The following is a 16,733-nucleotide window of genomic DNA, read 5'->3' on the forward strand; positions in this document are numbered from 1 at the left end:
GGAGGTGGCAGTAATGAGTACATTTATAAATCGATTTAGCCTGGAAGGAAAAAAGGCGATCGTAACCGGAGGCGCAAAAGGTTTGTGCAATGGAATGGCACAAGCACTTCACGATGCGGGAGCTGAGGTCGTGCTGTTGGATATTCTGGATATAGTGGATAAGTCTGCGGAAAAGATGGCTGTAGAGGGAGCGCCGGTACACGCGGTGAGAGGGGATTTATCAAAGCCAGAAACATTGGAAGATGTGTATGGAGAATGTCTCAAGAAACTGAACGGACGAGTGGATATTCTGTTAAATGGAGCAGGAATCCAATATCGCTGTCCGGCAGTAGATTTTCCGGCTGATAAATGGGAGAAGATCTTGGATATTAACTTAAGCGCTGTTTTTTATATGTCCCAGCTTGCAGGACGCACAATGCTTGAACAGGGGTATGGAAGAATTATCAATGTTGCTTCTATGACGGTTTACTTTGCAAGTGTTCTGATTCCGGCATATAGTGCAAGTAAAGCAGGTGTGGCACAGCTTACAAAGGCACTTTCCAATGAATGGGCGGCAAGCGGTGTGACAGTAAATGCCATTGCTCCAGGATACATGGCAACTGAATTGACAGCAAATATGAAAGAAGTAAACCCAAAACAGTATGAAGAAATCACCGGAAGAATTCCAATGGGACGCTGGGGAAATATGGAAGATCTCCAGGGAACGGCAGTATTTCTTGCATCTGATGCAGCAAACTATATTTCCGGAGCAGTGATTCCGGTTGACGGCGGATTTATGGGAAAATAAGGAGAGGTATGACTATGAGTGAAATGATGGAACAGAGAAGAAAAAGAGCGAAAGAGATTAAAACATTCGGTACGGTGCGAAAAGCAATAGAAGCGGGGCACCTGGAACAATTTCAGGATATTAGCCTTAGTGAGGCGGTTGTTTTAGGACTGATTAATCAAGGAGTAAAAACCTTTGTGGGAATTTTCGGACATGGAATGACAGATGTAGGCGAAGTGCTGCGTATATATGAAGAGGAAAATGCCGTAAAGACAGTAAATGTACGAAACGAGGTGGAGGCTGCTCATATTGCCTCTATGCTTAGATGGAAATACAATGAGGTTTCCGCAGTATTTACCTCCATCGGCCCGGGAGCTTTGCAGGCTACAGCAGGTTCTTTGGTTGCGCTGGCGAACGGACTTGGCGTATATTATCTGATGGGAGATGAAACAAGTCATAGTGAAGGCCCTAATATGCAGCAGATACCGAGAAGAGAGCAGGAGCTGTTCCTCAAACTTCTGTCAACATTCGGACCGGCATATTCACTGCATACACCAGAAGCTGTGTTTACAGCATTAAAAAGAGGAGATGCCGCAGTGAATGGAAGAGCGAAACAGACGCCATTCTATATGTTGCTTCCGATGAATATCCAACCCAAGATTATGGAAAAATGCAATCTACTGGAATTTGTTGAAAAATCAGTGGAGTCAAAAGTCGTAAGTACAGATGTAAAACTTTATGAATCAGCGGTTGAGGCAATTTGTAATTCGTCCAGAATTACTGTAAAAGTAGGGGGCGGTGCAGCTAATATTTCGACAGAGGTAATAGATGAATTTTTGGAGCTTACAGATGCCGTATATGTACATGGACCTCAGGTTTCAGGCTTGTATCCCTATTCAAAACCGAGAAATATGAGTGTTGGAGGCTCCAAAGGCTCGATCAGTGGGAATTATGCGATGAATGAATGTGATTTGCTTATTGCGATCGGGGCACGCGGTGTTTGCCAGTGGGATAGTTCAGGAACAGCCTTCCGTAAAGCAAAGAAAATCATTAACATCAATTGCGATTATGACGATCTGGCACAGTATGGTAATTCTGTACGTATCCAAGGTGATGCTCAAGAGGTGCTTTTAAGACTGAATGATTTACTTAAAAAGACGGAGCATAAAGCGGCAAATCCAGAATGGTTAAAAGAATGTACACAAAAACGAGATGAGTGGGAGGCATATAAACAGGCAAGATATGCTCATCCGGTTTTAGTTGATGAAAAACGTGGAAAATCTATTCTTACAGAACCTGCTGCAATTAAAGTAGCAGTAGACTTTGCTGACCGGCATGGATGCGTGAAAATATTTGATGCAGGAGATGTGCAGGCGAATGGCTTTCAGATTGTGACAGATGAAAAGCCAGGGCAGACAATCACAGATACAGGCTCATCTTACATGGGATTTGCAGTATCATCTACACTTGCATTTGCATTAGCAGGAGGCAAGGACTATCCGATGGCATTTACCGGCGACGGCAGTTTTATGATGAATCCACAGATATTGATAGATGCGGTGGAACATGGCTTAAAGGGGATGATCGTTCTGTTTGACAACCGACGTATGGGGGCAATTACCAGCCTTCAGTATGGACAGTATGATGTGGGATTCAAAACAGATGATACAGTTGCAGTAGATTATGTGAAAATGGCAGAAGCCGTAGAAGGAGTCAAAGGATTCTATGGCGGAGCTACAGTAGAAGAACTTGAAAAAGCATTAGATGAAGCATATGCGTATGAAGGATTGTCATTAATACATGTTCCTGTATATTTCGGCAGAGAAGAATTTGGTGGACTAGGTTCCTTTGGAGATTGGAATGTAGGTAACTGGTGTAAGAGAGTTCAGGAGATGAAGCATAAAATTGGATTCTAAGAAAAGGAGATGATAAAAAATGAAAATAGCAGTTATTAATGAAGTAAGTGCTTGCCAGAGAAATATAGATATTATAGCGGCATTAAATGCTGTAACAGATGCAGAAGTTTTAAATATCGGTATGAAAGAGTCCACAGAGGAGCCGCAGCTTACATATATTCATACCAGCTATATGGCGGCACTTTTGCTCAATGCTGGAGCCTGCGATATGGTCATCGGCGGTTGCGGCACAGGTCAAGGGTTTTTAAATGCGGTATTACAGTTCCCAGCCGTAACTTGTGGACTCGTTAGTGACCCACTGGATGCATGGTTGTTTTCACAGATAAATGGAGGGAATTGCGTTTCTCTCCCATTGAATAAAGGTTATGGATGGGCGGCAAATATCAATCTGAAATATGTGTTTGAGAAACTGTTTGCAGATCCATCAGGAGCAGGATACCCTCCGGCACGTGCAGAAAGCCAGGCACAGAGCAGAAAGACACTGGAAAGAATTTCTGCTGTTACACATAAAGATATGCTGACAATCTTGGAGGAATCTGATAAGGAGATTTTGAGAACGATTGCCCGAAATCAGACCTTTATGGAAGAGTTGGTACATGCTTCTATGGTGGATGAAAAATGGATTGAAATCTTGAAAAAATCCTGATTATATGTAATGATACTGGTAAATAGAGACCAGTATAAGGAGGAAAACCCCATGATACAGTCGTTGGCACGCGGGATCGAGATATTGTCTATTTTAGAAAGAATGGAAAGTGCGGGTGTGACAGAGATTGCAGAAGAATTAGGAGTGGACAAAAGTACGGCTTCCAGGCTGCTTCAGACACTCAAAGAATACGATATGGTCCGTCTTGATCGGCATACGAAGAAATATCGTCTTGGATTCAGGATATTGTATCTTGGGGAAGGGCTTCGTAATAATATAAATGTGGCATCTATAGCCCGACCGTATATGTATAAACTGTGTGAAACGATTGATGAGAGTATACATCTTGCAGCATTGAGCAACCGAATGGTGTATATTATTGATCAGGTTTTGAGCAAAAAAGAATATAAACTGTCAGCACGTATTGGTATGACAGAGTCCTGGCATTGTTCTTCTGTAGGGAAATGCATACTTTCTTATAAATCTGCCTCTTACTTAGAAGAAATCCTGGCAGGACATGAAATGGTGAAATATACGGATAAGACAATTATAGATGCCGATATGCTGAAAAAAGAACTTAAGTGTATTCGGGAAAACGGCTATGCGATTGATAATGAGGAGCGTACGCCGGGAGTATGCTGTATTGCAGTTCCTATTTTTGACTATCATGGGAATGTAAATCATTGTATTGGAATATCTGCACCGAAAGAGCAGTTTACAGAAGCTGCGATTAAAAATTACGTTCGACACATGCAGAAGTATGGAACAAAGATCAGTAGAGAGCTGGGATACGGGTTTAATAGGAGATAAAAGCAGGAGAGGTGTTCTTTGCGAAGGACACCTCTTATTATTTATATTTTATATAAGCGGTGTAATAGGTTTCTTTTTTCGGTATTCTTTTGGAGTACACTTCATTAATTCCTGAAAAACTTTGCTGAAATAACTGCCTGAACTAAAACCACAGCTTTCACTTACAGTGATGATATTTTTATCAGTCTGGAGCAGCATTTGCGCAGCGGTTCTAATTCGGTACTCATTTAAGTAGCTGGCAGGCGAAATTCTAATACAACGCTGGAAACAACGACTGCATTCTCTTGTGCTGATGTTAGCTGCCGCCGCGATATTTTCCAGTGTAATCTTCTCCATATAATGTGCATGGATAAATTCCATCATTGTTTTTAGACGTTCTGTGTCAATCAAATTTCCGCCTTTGTGATTGCTGCGCAGTTCTGCTGTGTCTTCAAACAGCAGACACCAGAATCGGCTTAATTCACTTCGTATCTCAAATTCATATCCAAACTCTTCTGTACGGTTTAATTCAATAATTTTCAGACATTTTTCTATCATGCGGATGCGCCTGTACGAGTCTGGACGGATAATATAAGTCTGGAAATCTTCATTTTGTATAATAGGAAGTAAATATTTTTGTTCAAACAGACTATTGTACATTCCTGACAAAAAATGCATGTCAAATATATGTGCATATGTTTTGCAGCCATTCATCTGTTCTTTGGCGCCTATATTGTGCATAACACCAGAATTAATAAAAATTATTTCGCCTTTTTTCAAAATATAGGTATTGTCCGCAGTACGAAGCTCTACTTCTCCTTCTTCTATGTAATCCAGTTCGAGAAGTGGATGCCAGTGCCAGGAAAGACACCGATTTATGCAGGTATTTAAGTCTGTGTAATTACAGATATAAGGGAATTCCACTGAATTTATAGGAAGAATTTCTTTTTGTTCTGCTGTTGTCTGGAAATTTGAACTGTGAATCATAGGAACCTCCTACTGTGTATGGATATAAATACAAAAAATTATATTTTTTGTCTTAAAATTACTCTTTTGTAAATTGAAATTTGTACAGTAAAAACATAAAAAAAGATGAACTGTACATAAAAAAGATTATATATTGGTTAAATTATACAAAAATATTGAAACGGAAGCAAGTCTTGATAGTAGTGTTTTTAGTCTGGAAAGACATTTCTTGTCAAAGCAGGAAAAAATATAATACATATATACAGAGCGAAAATAAAAAGAAGGAGGTTTTAGAATGAACCAAAAGAAAACAGGGGTGTCTCTGGGCGTCAGGCTGGCTTATGGAGGCGGCGATGCAGCAGCGAATATTGTATTTGGGATGATCTCTACAATCCTGACATTATTCTATACAGACTATGCGGGCATACCGGCAGCTACAGTAGGTGTTGTTATGTTAGTCACTAGAATATTTGATGGATTTTCAGATGTAATTATGGGATATATCATTGAAAATACACATTCCAAGTGGGGGAAAGCGAGGCCTTGGCTCTTATGGATGTGTGTACCATATGCGATTTCTGCAGTTCTGCTTTTTGCGGTACCAGATTCCAGTGTAATGACGAAGGCAGTTTACATGTTTGTTACATATAATTTATGTACAACGGTCTGCTATACAGCGACAAATGTTCCGTACAGTACATTGACGTCTATGATTTCCAGAGAACAGCACGATCGTGACATGTTAAGCATTTACAGAATGGGAATCGCTCCATTTGGAAGGATTCTGGCAGTAAGCTTTACACTGCCATTAGTGAAGCTATTTGGTGATGCACAGTCATCATGGATAAAAACAATGGCAATTTGGGCTACGATTGCTGTCATTCTGAATCTCTGGTGTTTTTCAAAATGCAAAGAGAACGTAGATATTCCGGCGCGCAATGATACGAAGGTACCACTTAGAAAATCTTTAAAAGCGTTGCTGACAAATCAGTATTTTTATGCGGGAATATTCTTCCAGATGTTCCAGAATATCCTTTTTGCAATTACAGGAACCATGCTTCCATATTATTGCAAATATGTATTCCACAATGATTCCTGGCTTTATAGTGCGATGTATACAGCGGAGACATTGTTGATGATTGTCATAACAATGGCGTTTAGCCCGCTTCTGCTGAAAAAATTTGGGAAAAAGAAGATGTCCCTTGGTGGACTGGTGCTTGCAGTTCTAGGACAGATTATCTTTATGTTTAATCCATATAATCAAACATTGGTATTTTTAAGCTGTATTTTGAGAGGAATTGGTTTTGCTCCGCTTAATTCAGTATTCTATGGATTTGTCAATGAGGCAGTAGAATTTGGACAGTGGAAATCTCATATACGCCAGGAAGGGCCGATTTTTGCAGGAAGCAATATGGGAACAAAATTTGGAGCAGGTGCAGCTTCAGCGATTATGACTTCTCTGCTTGGATGGGCAGGTTATATCAGTACATCTGGGACAGCAGTTGTGCAACCGGACAGTGCGGTGAACATGATTATTACCATTTATACATGGGGACCGGTTCTTGTGTATGCAGGATATATATTACTTCTGTTGCTATACAGACTGGATAAGAAATATCCGGCGATTATGAAAGAACTGGAGGAACGCGAAGCAAGAGGGGAATTATAGGTAGCAAAAAATTTACATAAATCTAAAAAAAACGGAGGTATTAAAAATGAAAGTAGATAAGGTAAAGGTAGGAGTAGTTGGTCTTGGGATGGTTTGTTATTCGCATATTGATGCTTATGAGGCACATCCGGACGCAGAGGTTATTGCGGTATGTGATTTGAATGAAGGACAGGCAAAAGCAGTAGCAGAAAAATACGGGATCCCTAAATATTACACAGACTATGCGGAAATGTTAAAAGATCCGGAAATTAATACAGTTGACATTGCGACCCCTACGTTTATGCATTCGAAAATGAGTATCCAGGCAGCAGAAGCGGGGAAAAATATTTCCTGCGAAAAACCATTCTGCCTTACACTGGAGGATGGGATGGCAGCGTGTGAAGCGGCAGAGAAAAATGGAGTTACACTGATGGTAGGCGAATCTTATGTATTTATGTCCTCTATAGAAAAAGCAAGAGAATTGATCGATGCAGGGGAAATCGGAAAACCAACGCAGATTAGGGAGAGATTTGGTGCATGGATAGAGAAAAATGGAGTTATGGATAACCGGCCAGTATCTGCAGACAGACAATGGCGTATGGATTCTTCAAAGGCAGGTGGAAATGGTTTTCCGTGGATGTTTGACCACTGTGTACATTTCTTTTCTACAGCAGAGTATCTTATGAATGATTCTAAGATCAAGGAAGTATATTCTTTAAAGAGTAGTCTAGACTGGATGAACGATCAGCAGATACATAAAGTAGAAAGTGATAAGATGCATTTATATGGTACAAACGCAGCGGGAGATATTCCGATTATGACATGGACGTATGAGGATTCTGCATGCCAAGGTGTTTGGATGCGTGCGGAGTATTTAAATGGAAAATATGATCCATATACAGGCTTCTCTGTCATTGTAAGCGGTGATAAAGGAATGATTGAAGTACTGGGAGAGGGTGGAAAAGGTCTGAAATATGAGGGAAAGGACGCACATCTTGTTTTGTACCGTCAGGATGGCACTACAGAGGCGTTCCGTTTTGATGAAGGTGGAGATGAAATCTGGGATTCTGAAGTATCTTATTACAGTCGGGCACACAGAAATCAGATCTTTGAATTTGTCGATAGCCTTATTGAGGGCAGAGCTCCAAGATATACAGGAGTAGATGGGACTCGTGCGGTGCGCACGACTATGGCTGCTATTTGTTCTGCGAAAGAAGATGTACCTGTAAAAGTTGCAGAAGTAGACGATGCAAGATACGATAAGTAAAGAAAAAGAAAACACCTAAAAGCTCTCCATGAAATGTTCCCTGTCAGAGTATAACTGGCGGGGAACATTTTCTTTTATGTTTTAGGATAGAAGTTTGTCTTGAGAAATGCCAATTATTGCAGGCGGCAATTGTAAGAATATTGCTTCCTATATAAGTAAATGTATGATAAAATGATGACAATAATATTTGTAGAGAGACTTTAAGCATTCAGATAAATACTATGAAGAATAGACTTGAAAAGAAAAAACATGTAAAAAAGGACAGAAGCAAAAAATACACCAGATATGATATATATATGGTTTTTGCGTGTATTCTTTTATTGGTAAGTGGAATTTTTACTGTATGGGCGGCAAAAGATACGCAGATGGCGCAGTGGTATTCCGTACATATATATCCGTTGCTGGTGATGTCTATAGGAAGAGCAGCCGGAATGGTTTCATTTTCTGTGTCAGAAATTTTGATTTACTTATTGTTACTGCTGTTTTTGCTTTCCTTTATTCAAATGATATGGAAAATATACAGGGGCAGAAAAAAGGGAGAAGCATTTTTTGAGTGGTTTTCCAGAGTATTTCTGGCACTGGGTATTCTTGTGTTTCTCTATGTTGTAGGATGTGGTATAAATTATCACAGAATACCGTTTTCAGAGGAGGCAGGAATAAGGACTGCAGACTATACAGTAGAGGAATTAGAAGAAATCTGTATATGGTTGACTGAAGAGGTTAATGAAAGGGCAGAACAAGTAAAAAGAGACAGCAGTGGTCTGCTGTGTTTTGGAGGCGTGTCTGATACAGAAAAGGGCGACCTGGCAGGGGAGACAAAACCAGATACAGTCCGTAGAGATGCAGTGTCAGCAATGGAGAAGCTGGGTGAAGAGTTTGCCTGTCTGAAAGGATATTATCCCCAGCCCAAAGGATTGGTGGTATCGGAGCTTTTGTCTTATCAAGGATTGACGGGAATTTATCTGCCTTTTACAATAGAAGCTAATTATAATGAAGATATGACTGCATACAATATACCATTTACGCTCTGCCATGAGCTTTCTCATTTGCGGGGATTTATGCAGGAACAGGAGGCAAATTTTATTGCATTTTTGGCATGTACAGAGTATGAGAGTATAGAGTTTCAATACAGCGGATATCTATCTGGATGGGTGTATTGCATGAACACTCTTTATGATGTATCTCCGGAGAGGTGGCAGGAGACAAGAGCAATGCTGTCCGCAGCGGCGGAACCGGATTTAGCGGCGAACAATGTGTTCTGGAAGGCGTACGACGGCACAGTGGCAGAAGTGGCAAATCAGGTAAATGATACATATCTCAAGGCGAACGGACAGGAAGACGGTGTACACAGCTACGACAGGATGGTAGATTTAATCGTGGAATATTTTTATAAAAAACTGTAACTTTTACAGGCGATAAAGGGTATTTTATATGAAAGGACGGGCACAAAAAAAGAACAAAATAGATGCGGAAGAGGCGCTTATGGAATACGGGGACATGGTGTACCGTATTGCATTGCTTCAGATGAAGAACAGAAGTGAAGCGGAAGATGTCTTTCAGGAGGTATTTCTGCGGCTGGTAAAATATCACAGCCGTATTGAGGGCCAAGAGCATTTAAAAGCGTGGCTTATCCGAGTTACGATAAACTGTTGTAGAAAGCAGTTTGACAATGCGTATAGGAGAAAGACAGTACCGTTTTTGAAAGAGGAAGCTGCAGAGTCCTTTTATGAGATGGAAACGGAAGAATACGGTGTGTATGAAGCAGTACAGAATCTACCGCCAGATTATAGAAGCGTGGTGCATCTGTTTTATTATGAACAATATACAGTCAGACAAATCAGTGAGGTTCTCGATGTGTCAGAATCCGTAGTAAAGACTCGGCTTTCCCGTGCAAGGGCGAAGCTAAAGGAGATACTGAAAGGAGAATTTGGAAATGCAGGAGCAGTATAAAAACGCAAATGATAAAATTCATGCTCCGCAGGAACTTTTGGAGAGAACTAGAAAGCAGATAAGAGCCGAAAAAAACAGGCGCAGGACGGTATGTATTGTTAGATACGGCGCAGCAGCAGCGTGTTTTTGTCTGGTGGCTATAGGAGCATGGCAGTTTACTACAAGAGATAAGATATATATAGAAGAAGTGCAGATTGCAGCGGCAGAATGGACTGCCGGAAAAAATTTTGGAAAGGCGGAGAAGAACGATCGGGAGCAAAGCGCACAAGAGACGTCAGACATCAATATAGAGTTTCTTGCAGGAGACAGCAAAGACGTGGCGCCGCAGGAAGTATGGGAGCTTAAGACAAGTAAGATAAATGGTACAGAGGTGCATATTGGAAGAGAGGGTGCGACGAAGTGGTTTGCGGCCTATGAAAAAGAGGGTGATTATTATTATGTAAAGGGAGAGGGTATTTCAGAAAAAGAATTCCTGGCATATTTGCAAAAAAATCTGTAATTACTGTAACCTTAGAGAAGGATGAGAGGTATTATAAGTAGAACGCGGATAATTATAAGTACTCTGTAAAGAAAAATCAGGTTTAGTAAAACAGATGAGGGGTGGTAGGATGAGAAAACAATTAGCTAGGTGTCTATGTGCTGTGATGGCAGTAGTGATGCTGTCCTCGGGATGTACAATTAAAAAAAGCAGCGAAGATAAATATGGCGCAGTGATGGAGACGGAGAAGCTAGCAGAAAAGATCAAAGAAAAATATGCAGAGGATGAAAAATATGAGTATACAGAACCACTCAAAGATGTTGCACGGGATGAAAAGCTGACGCTTCAGATGGGATTTGACATTAAGGGCAGAGAGTTCACAGAGTATACGCAGATTGTAAATGTATTCAAGGATGCGAATCTGAAACAGGCTGCCGGCTGTCATTTTGAATGGGATGAAGAAGAACAGATACTTTCGGTTACTCCTCCACGCTGGGAAGCAGCGGGGATCGCTAGTACGAATCTGGGGGAAGAGGATCCAGGGTATAATCCGGCGGATAGTACTTTATTTGATAAAGGAGAATTAAATGACTGGGGAAACCTTCCGCAATATTACATGGTACAATATGTAGACAGTGAAACAGGGGAAGTGTTAGAAAAGCCGAGAGTAACAGTCTTTACAATCGAGCATGAGGTGAAGACAGCCCCGCGGGTAAGCCTGCAGATAAGCGACGAGGGAAAACCAGTATTTAGGTGGAAAGGTGTCAAGGGAGCAGAAAAATATTATGTTCTGTCTATGGAATATACGGAGGAGAATGGATTTACCGGAAGCGGGCTGGTGAGGGGAAGTACAGACAAGACACAATGGATACCAGATTCAACAGCACAGTTTATTACTTATACGGTATCGGAGGCAGAGAGAAGCGAAGCATATAATATAGAGAAATATGGGGAAGGAACGGAGGCGATTCCAAAAGATACGGAATATGATACATATTACTGTGTTGTCGCTGTATCAGAGGACGGAACTTCTGCGATCAGTAATACATTTGATGTAAAGGATATTGCACGAAAGGTTCCTTATACAGAAGAGGTGAAAATGAACCTGTCCGAAGGTGGTTCCAACTATGTAGACCATTTTGCGGATATGCCTTCTTATAAATGGATCACAATGTGCGACGGTACACTGGTTCAAAAATTGATTAATTATGAGTTTGACGAAGCAAAAAAGACGACGGAGACATGGGGCGAATATGAAAAGGATGATATGTCGGACTTAAGACTGGTGGAAGTAGAGATTGTAAAAGTGCCGTATACGATAGACGGAACAGACTTTAAAGGAACCGTTATTGTGGAGAATTATAACCCGAATACATGGGAAGAGGAAATGGAGGCGGTTTATAAGCGGCAGGAGGAGCTTCGCAGCAAAGGTGGGGCAATAGACATAGAGATGACGCAGGAAGAGGAAGAGACAGAGGAAACTGCCGGTGCGGTAAGTGTGTCCGCATATAAGGTTTCGGCAAACGGTGCTTTGAGTGAATATCTTGCTGTGAATATGATGAACGGCAGTACAGCAATAAGTCTGGAGGATTTTCCGGAAAGTGCAGATCAGGAGTATCTGCTGGATTCCTGGGAGGAAGCAGTTTATCAGAACCCTATGGTTCTAGGGGTAGAAAGCGCAGCTTTGTCGGGCGGCGGTAAAACGCTGACGGTCAAATATGATACAGACGCAGAGGAGATAAAACAGAAACAAAAAGAAATAGATGCAGAAGTAAAGCGGGTCATAAAAAAAATTATTACAGAGGACATGACGGAACTAGAGAAGGAGCTGGCGATTAATCAATATTTGTGCGATACGGCTGAGTATGACATGGACGCCCTGGAAAATGCAGAAGAAAAGGAATTTGCTGACGTAGATGCGGAATTTAACGATTCGTTTACACCATATGGTGTACTTCTGAATAAAAAGGGAGTGTGCTCTAGTTACGCGGGTGCATTTAAACTTTTGGCAGATGAGGCAGGACTAGAAAGTATTGTGGTAACGGGATATTTAGAAGGAGACCTGCCCCATGCATGGAATAAAGTAAAAATTGACGGACAATGGCAGATTGTAGACAGTACAAATAATGACAATGAGTTGATTTTTAATGCACTTTTCAATCTTCCAGATGACGCGGCCAAGAAGGTTTTGGTAGAGGATGCCCGATATGTGCTGGACGACAGGCTTTCAGATTATGAGGCCTCTACTGACGAGAAGGAATATTATCATATAGAAAAGAAGTTCTATGAAAAAAATGAGATTGCCTCTCCGGTGATAGAGGCGTTAAAAGCGGAGGGGAGTGCAGTTTTCAGAACAGATTATAATCTAAATGATGAGGAGTTCATGGAAATTGCTAAACAGGTTATCACCCAATATGAGAGCGATAAATTAAGCGGTTCTTATTGGATGGGAGTGATATATTTAACGAATCATTAATGGAAAAGGAGAGAAAGAAGTATGAAAAAGAACAGAAAAAGAGTTGCAGCGGCGGGAATTGCTGTGGTGATGACGGCATCTATGGTGTCCGGCTGTGGAACAAAGGCGACACCGGAGAATTTATTCAATGATATGTCGAAAAATATGAAGGACGTGGAATCCGTACTTTGTAACATGAATATGGAAGCTTCTCTGACAGACGGCACAGATAGTATGGAAATGAGTATGAAGCTGGAGGTGGAAGCAACCCAAAAGCCAGAAGCGGCGCACCTGAAAGGGAATGTTTCAATTGGTGTCAGCGGAACAGATATGAGTACAGAGGTAGAAGGATATTCAGTTAAGGAAGACGATAAGTATGTATCCTACAGCATGGTTGAAAATGAATGGTCGAAAACGGAAATGGACGAAAGTGAAGTGGATGTACTCAATGACAGTATGTTTGACGGGTTAAAAGATGCGGCAGACGATTTTGAACTGTCGAAGGATTTGACTGAAGTAGAGGGCGAAGAATGTTTCGAACTAACCGGAGACATCAAAGGGGATACACTGACTAGTTTGATGGATGAGGAAATGATGAGTTCCTTCGGCTTGGATGTTTTGGCGGATGAGGATGTGATGGCAGATGTGACGATTCCGTGCACTGTAGAAGTTTATAAAGATTCAATACTTCCGGCACGATTGAATATAGATATGAAGGAGGTTATGGAGTCTATACTGGAAGAGTCCGGAGAGGATGTAGAAGTATCTGATTATTTTATAGAGATGATTTATGCAGAATATGACAGTGTGGATGAAATTACTGTTCCAGATGAGGCGAAAGAGGCAGTTTCTGATTCTGATGCGGGCAAAGATGTTAAGGAAGATAACAAAGATACCGGAAAAAAGGCGTCAGCGGCTAAACAAAGTGAGGAGCTTGGAGAAAGCTGGGACAGTTATACGGTTCAGATCAATGATACAGTTATTACACTTCCATGTGAATTTGCAGATATAGAAGCAGCAGGATTGACCTTGAACAGCAGCTATACGCCGGAAAATTATGTGGTGAATGCAGACGAATATGAATTGGCATATTTTATGGATGCAAATGGAAATGAAATTATGGTTGACGTTATCAATACCTCCGGTGAAGCGAAGGAATTAAAAGACTGCTTGATCGGTGGAATTTCCGTAGATGACTATGGCGTGGAAAACGGAGGAATGACAGTTATTTTCCCAGGAGGTATTCAGATAGGAAGCACGAAGGAGGATGTGACAGCCGCTTATGGATCCTGTGAGGATGTCTACGAAGGAGACTATATGCATATGTATAACTGGTATGCAGCCGACAGCTATTTCAATGGCTGTGAAATAGATTTTGACGCAGAAACAGGCCTTGTAATGTCTATGTATCTGGATCGCCATGAATAAGAAACAGAAAGAGAAGCCGTGTAGCGGCTAATCCAAGTTGCTTTGGCTGACCTGTTGCATTTTTAAGAGAAACTTAGAAAAAAGGGCTTGCAAAAGAGAAGTATATATGCTAATATAAAAAACGGTCACTACGAAAGTGGTGACCGTTTTAAGGCTCCGTGGTCAAGCGGTTAAGACATCGCCCTTTCACGGCGGTAACACGGGTTCGATTCCCGTCGGAGTCATTATTGTCCGGTAAGTTTGAGAAATCTCACTGACGTGACGATGTAGTGCACACGTAAGTGCCTAAAAAATAGACACTAAGTGCTCATACTCAGGCGCAGTAGCCAAGTGGTAAGGCGTGGGTCTGCAACACCCTGATTCACCGGTTCAAATCCGGTCTGCGCCTCTTGTTAGATACCCTGAAATGCTTGATTTTCAAGTGTTTTAGGGTATTTTTCTTACATTATGGGTGGATAATAATCCTTTGAGAGATACGCGCATATAATTGTAATAGAGTGCCAGAAACGCCATTTTATGATTTGAACCTAATAATAGAAAAAGAATATGTAAAGGACTGGAGTGAAGCGAAGTTTATGGCAAAAAATGATATTGTACTGTCGCTTTCCTGAATAAAGCCGCAGCAGAGACGCTCCATGAAATCCATCGGCAGGGCGAAATTAGGATTATAGTCTATACTTATCTGGTAAATGATTTGGTTACTTCAATGAAAGCTTGAATTCAAGGGAATTAAATAAAGGAAGAGATATACTGGGAAGTGATACAACGTTATCAAGGACGTATTCCTGTTATATCTGGAGGATCTGATTATCACGGAGACAGGAAAAGAGGTGTGGAAAACCCAAGAGAAATAGGAGAATGTGGACTGACAGAAAGTGAATTCTATCAGAACCGAGTTTTATGTTCACTTTTACCAGAAATAAAGATGGAGGTGTGTAAGCGGTGAAAGAAATTTTTCATAGAATTAGCGTAAGAAAGTACCAAAAACAGGCAGTAGAGCCGGAGAAAATCGAACAGCTATTAAGGGCAGCAATGGCGGCGCCGTCTGCAAAAAACCAGCAACCATGGGAATTTTATGTAGTGACGGATAAGGAGAAAATGGTGCAATTATCGGAGGTAAGCCCGTATGCAGGATGTGCGGCAGAAGCTCCAGCAGTGATAGTATCTGTTTACCGGAGAGATACAAAACTTCCGGATTATGCGCAGATCGATATGAGTATTGCCCAGGAAAATATGTGGCTGGAGGCAGATGCCTTGGGTTTAGGGGGCGTATGGCTTGGTATTGCGCCTCGCAAGGAACGGATGAAAAAGGTGGAAGAAATACTGGAGATACCCGAAAGTTTAAGTGCGTTTTCAGTGTTTGTGTTTGGGTATCCTGCGGAAGAACGTCCGCAGCAGGATAGATTTGACAGAAGCAGGATTCATTATATTTGATGGATCCTGTTTATATTTATACCCTATAAGTGTGTAGGAATGTTAGGAGAAAAAATGAATAAATTGACAAAAAGAATACTGCAAATTTTATCTTATGAAAGTACAGAATGGAGCGTAGAAACTGCAAGAAAAATTACGGAGTTAAAAAAATTAGATCCCATTCGGGTGATCGCCAAAAAGCTGGATCGGGAAATTTATAATGGAGATTATAAAATTCCGGTAAGGCTCTACTTTGCTTCTAAGGACATGGAAAAAATTGGAGAAAAGTATGCGGGAAAAGTAATCTTGTTTTTACATGGAGGAGGCTGGGTGAATGAAAGTATAGAAACTTATGAACGGATCTGTATGCAGATGGCATATTCTACGCAGCAGTTAGTGATTTCCGTGGGATACAGGCGTGCACCAGAGTTTCGGTTTCCGGTTCCGCTGCAAGACTGTTATACTGCGGCAGAGGCATTATTTTGCGGAAAACTTTTGGAAAATGTAAAGCCAGAAGATATTACTGTAATTGGAGACAGTGCTGGAGGAAATCTGACAGCAGCGCTTACATTAATGGCAAAAGAGAAAGGAGATTTTATGCCTAAACGTCAGATACTCATTTATCCGGCAGTTTGGAATGACTATACAGATACTTCTCCATTTCTATCTGTAGAAGAAAATGGAAAAGAATATCTTTTGACAGCGGAAAAGATGGAAACTTATTTGAATTTATATCAAAAGGAAGCAAAAGATCGGGAAAATCCGTATTTTGCACCGCTACTTGCAAAAGACGTAAGAGGACTGCCAAGAACATTGATTCTGACAGCGGAATTGGATCCTCTGCGGGACGAAGGAGAGCGATACGGACAAAGACTAAAAGAGGCAGGAAATCAGGTGGAGATAAAACGCATACCAGATGCTATCCATGGGTATTTTGCATTGGGAATCAAAAATATATATGTAAAGGAAAGCCTGCATTTGATTTGTACTTTTTTAAAGGAGGAATGAAAA

The 16,733-nt window shown here is 41.1% G+C and carries 14 protein-coding genes and 2 tRNA genes; 15 read left to right on the forward strand and 1 reads right to left on the reverse strand.

The window, feature by feature from the left end; genetic code table 11:
* Positions 1–13 precede the first annotated feature (13 nt).
* From ACZ5C4_RS00900 to ACZ5C4_RS00915, 4 genes are read left to right on the forward strand one after another with little or no spacing between them, the layout of a single operon-like run.
* Entirely contained in the window at positions 14–787 is a 774-nt protein-coding gene (locus tag ACZ5C4_RS00900) for an SDR family oxidoreductase (protein WP_464519391.1), read from the forward strand.
* A gap of 14 nt (positions 788–801) precedes the next feature.
* Complete coding sequence (locus tag ACZ5C4_RS00905; RefSeq protein WP_464519392.1) at positions 802–2,682, forward strand: thiamine pyrophosphate-dependent enzyme; 1,881 nt, start codon at positions 802–804, stop codon at positions 2,680–2,682.
* A 19-nt stretch (positions 2,683–2,701) separates the two neighbouring features.
* Positions 2,702–3,328 carry an RpiB/LacA/LacB family sugar-phosphate isomerase gene (locus ACZ5C4_RS00910; RefSeq protein ID WP_464519393.1) on the forward strand — a complete coding sequence of 209 codons (627 nt, stop codon included), beginning with the start codon at positions 2,702–2,704 and terminating at the stop codon, positions 3,326–3,328.
* A 51-nt stretch (positions 3,329–3,379) separates the two neighbouring features.
* Positions 3,380–4,138 (forward strand): IclR family transcriptional regulator, encoded by a 759-nt coding sequence (locus ACZ5C4_RS00915; protein ID WP_464519394.1) that lies wholly within the window; start codon positions 3,380–3,382, stop codon positions 4,136–4,138.
* Positions 4,139–4,186: 48 nt separating this feature from the next.
* Here ACZ5C4_RS00915 and ACZ5C4_RS00920 read toward each other — a convergent pair whose 3' ends face one another.
* Complete coding sequence (locus ACZ5C4_RS00920) at positions 4,187–5,104, reverse strand: AraC family transcriptional regulator (protein WP_464519395.1); 918 nt, start codon at positions 5,102–5,104, stop codon at positions 4,187–4,189.
* Positions 5,105–5,378: 274 nt separating this feature from the next.
* On the opposite strand from ACZ5C4_RS00920, the gene ACZ5C4_RS00925 reads away from it, so the two are divergent.
* From ACZ5C4_RS00925 to ACZ5C4_RS00975, 11 genes are all read left to right on the forward strand, one after another.
* Positions 5,379–6,752 (forward strand): MFS transporter, encoded by a 1,374-nt coding sequence (locus ACZ5C4_RS00925; RefSeq protein WP_464519396.1) that lies wholly within the window; start codon positions 5,379–5,381, stop codon positions 6,750–6,752.
* A gap of 46 nt (positions 6,753–6,798) precedes the next feature.
* On the forward strand, positions 6,799–7,998 hold the full coding sequence (locus tag ACZ5C4_RS00930) for a Gfo/Idh/MocA family protein (protein ID WP_464519397.1): 1,200 nt from the start codon (positions 6,799–6,801) through the stop codon (positions 7,996–7,998).
* Positions 7,999–8,219: 221 nt separating this feature from the next.
* Positions 8,220–9,401, forward strand: a complete 1,182-nt coding sequence (locus ACZ5C4_RS00935) for a DUF3810 domain-containing protein (RefSeq protein WP_464519398.1) — start codon at positions 8,220–8,222, stop codon at positions 9,399–9,401.
* 28 nt (positions 9,402–9,429) lie between these two features.
* Positions 9,430–9,948, forward strand: coding sequence for an RNA polymerase sigma factor (locus ACZ5C4_RS00940; RefSeq protein ID WP_464519399.1), 519 nt, complete (start codon positions 9,430–9,432; stop codon positions 9,946–9,948).
* Positions 9,932–10,447: a hypothetical protein gene (locus ACZ5C4_RS00945; RefSeq protein WP_464519400.1), complete on the forward strand. Its 516-nt coding sequence runs from the start codon at positions 9,932–9,934 to the stop codon at positions 10,445–10,447. The genes ACZ5C4_RS00940 and ACZ5C4_RS00945 overlap by 17 nt, the downstream gene beginning before the upstream one ends.
* A 109-nt stretch (positions 10,448–10,556) precedes the next feature.
* On the forward strand, positions 10,557–12,902 hold the full coding sequence (locus tag ACZ5C4_RS00950) for a transglutaminase domain-containing protein (protein WP_464519401.1): 2,346 nt from the start codon (positions 10,557–10,559) through the stop codon (positions 12,900–12,902).
* Positions 12,903–12,923: 21 nt separating this feature from the next.
* On the forward strand, positions 12,924–14,309 hold the full coding sequence (locus ACZ5C4_RS00955; protein ID WP_464519402.1) for a DUF6612 family protein: 1,386 nt from the start codon (positions 12,924–12,926) through the stop codon (positions 14,307–14,309).
* A gap of 152 nt (positions 14,310–14,461) precedes the next feature.
* A tRNA-Glu gene (locus ACZ5C4_RS00960) sits at positions 14,462–14,533 on the forward strand.
* Positions 14,534–14,625: 92 nt separating this feature from the next.
* Positions 14,626–14,697 (forward strand) — tRNA-Cys (locus tag ACZ5C4_RS00965).
* A gap of 554 nt (positions 14,698–15,251) precedes the next feature.
* Entirely contained in the window at positions 15,252–15,743 is a 492-nt protein-coding gene (locus ACZ5C4_RS00970) for a nitroreductase family protein (protein ID WP_464519403.1), read from the forward strand.
* A 54-nt stretch (positions 15,744–15,797) separates the two neighbouring features.
* Positions 15,798–16,730 carry an alpha/beta hydrolase gene (locus ACZ5C4_RS00975; protein WP_464519404.1) on the forward strand — a complete coding sequence of 311 codons (933 nt, stop codon included), beginning with the start codon at positions 15,798–15,800 and terminating at the stop codon, positions 16,728–16,730.
* Positions 16,731–16,733: the final 3 nt, after the last annotated feature.

The organism is Mediterraneibacter flintii, from assembly GCF_055387595.1.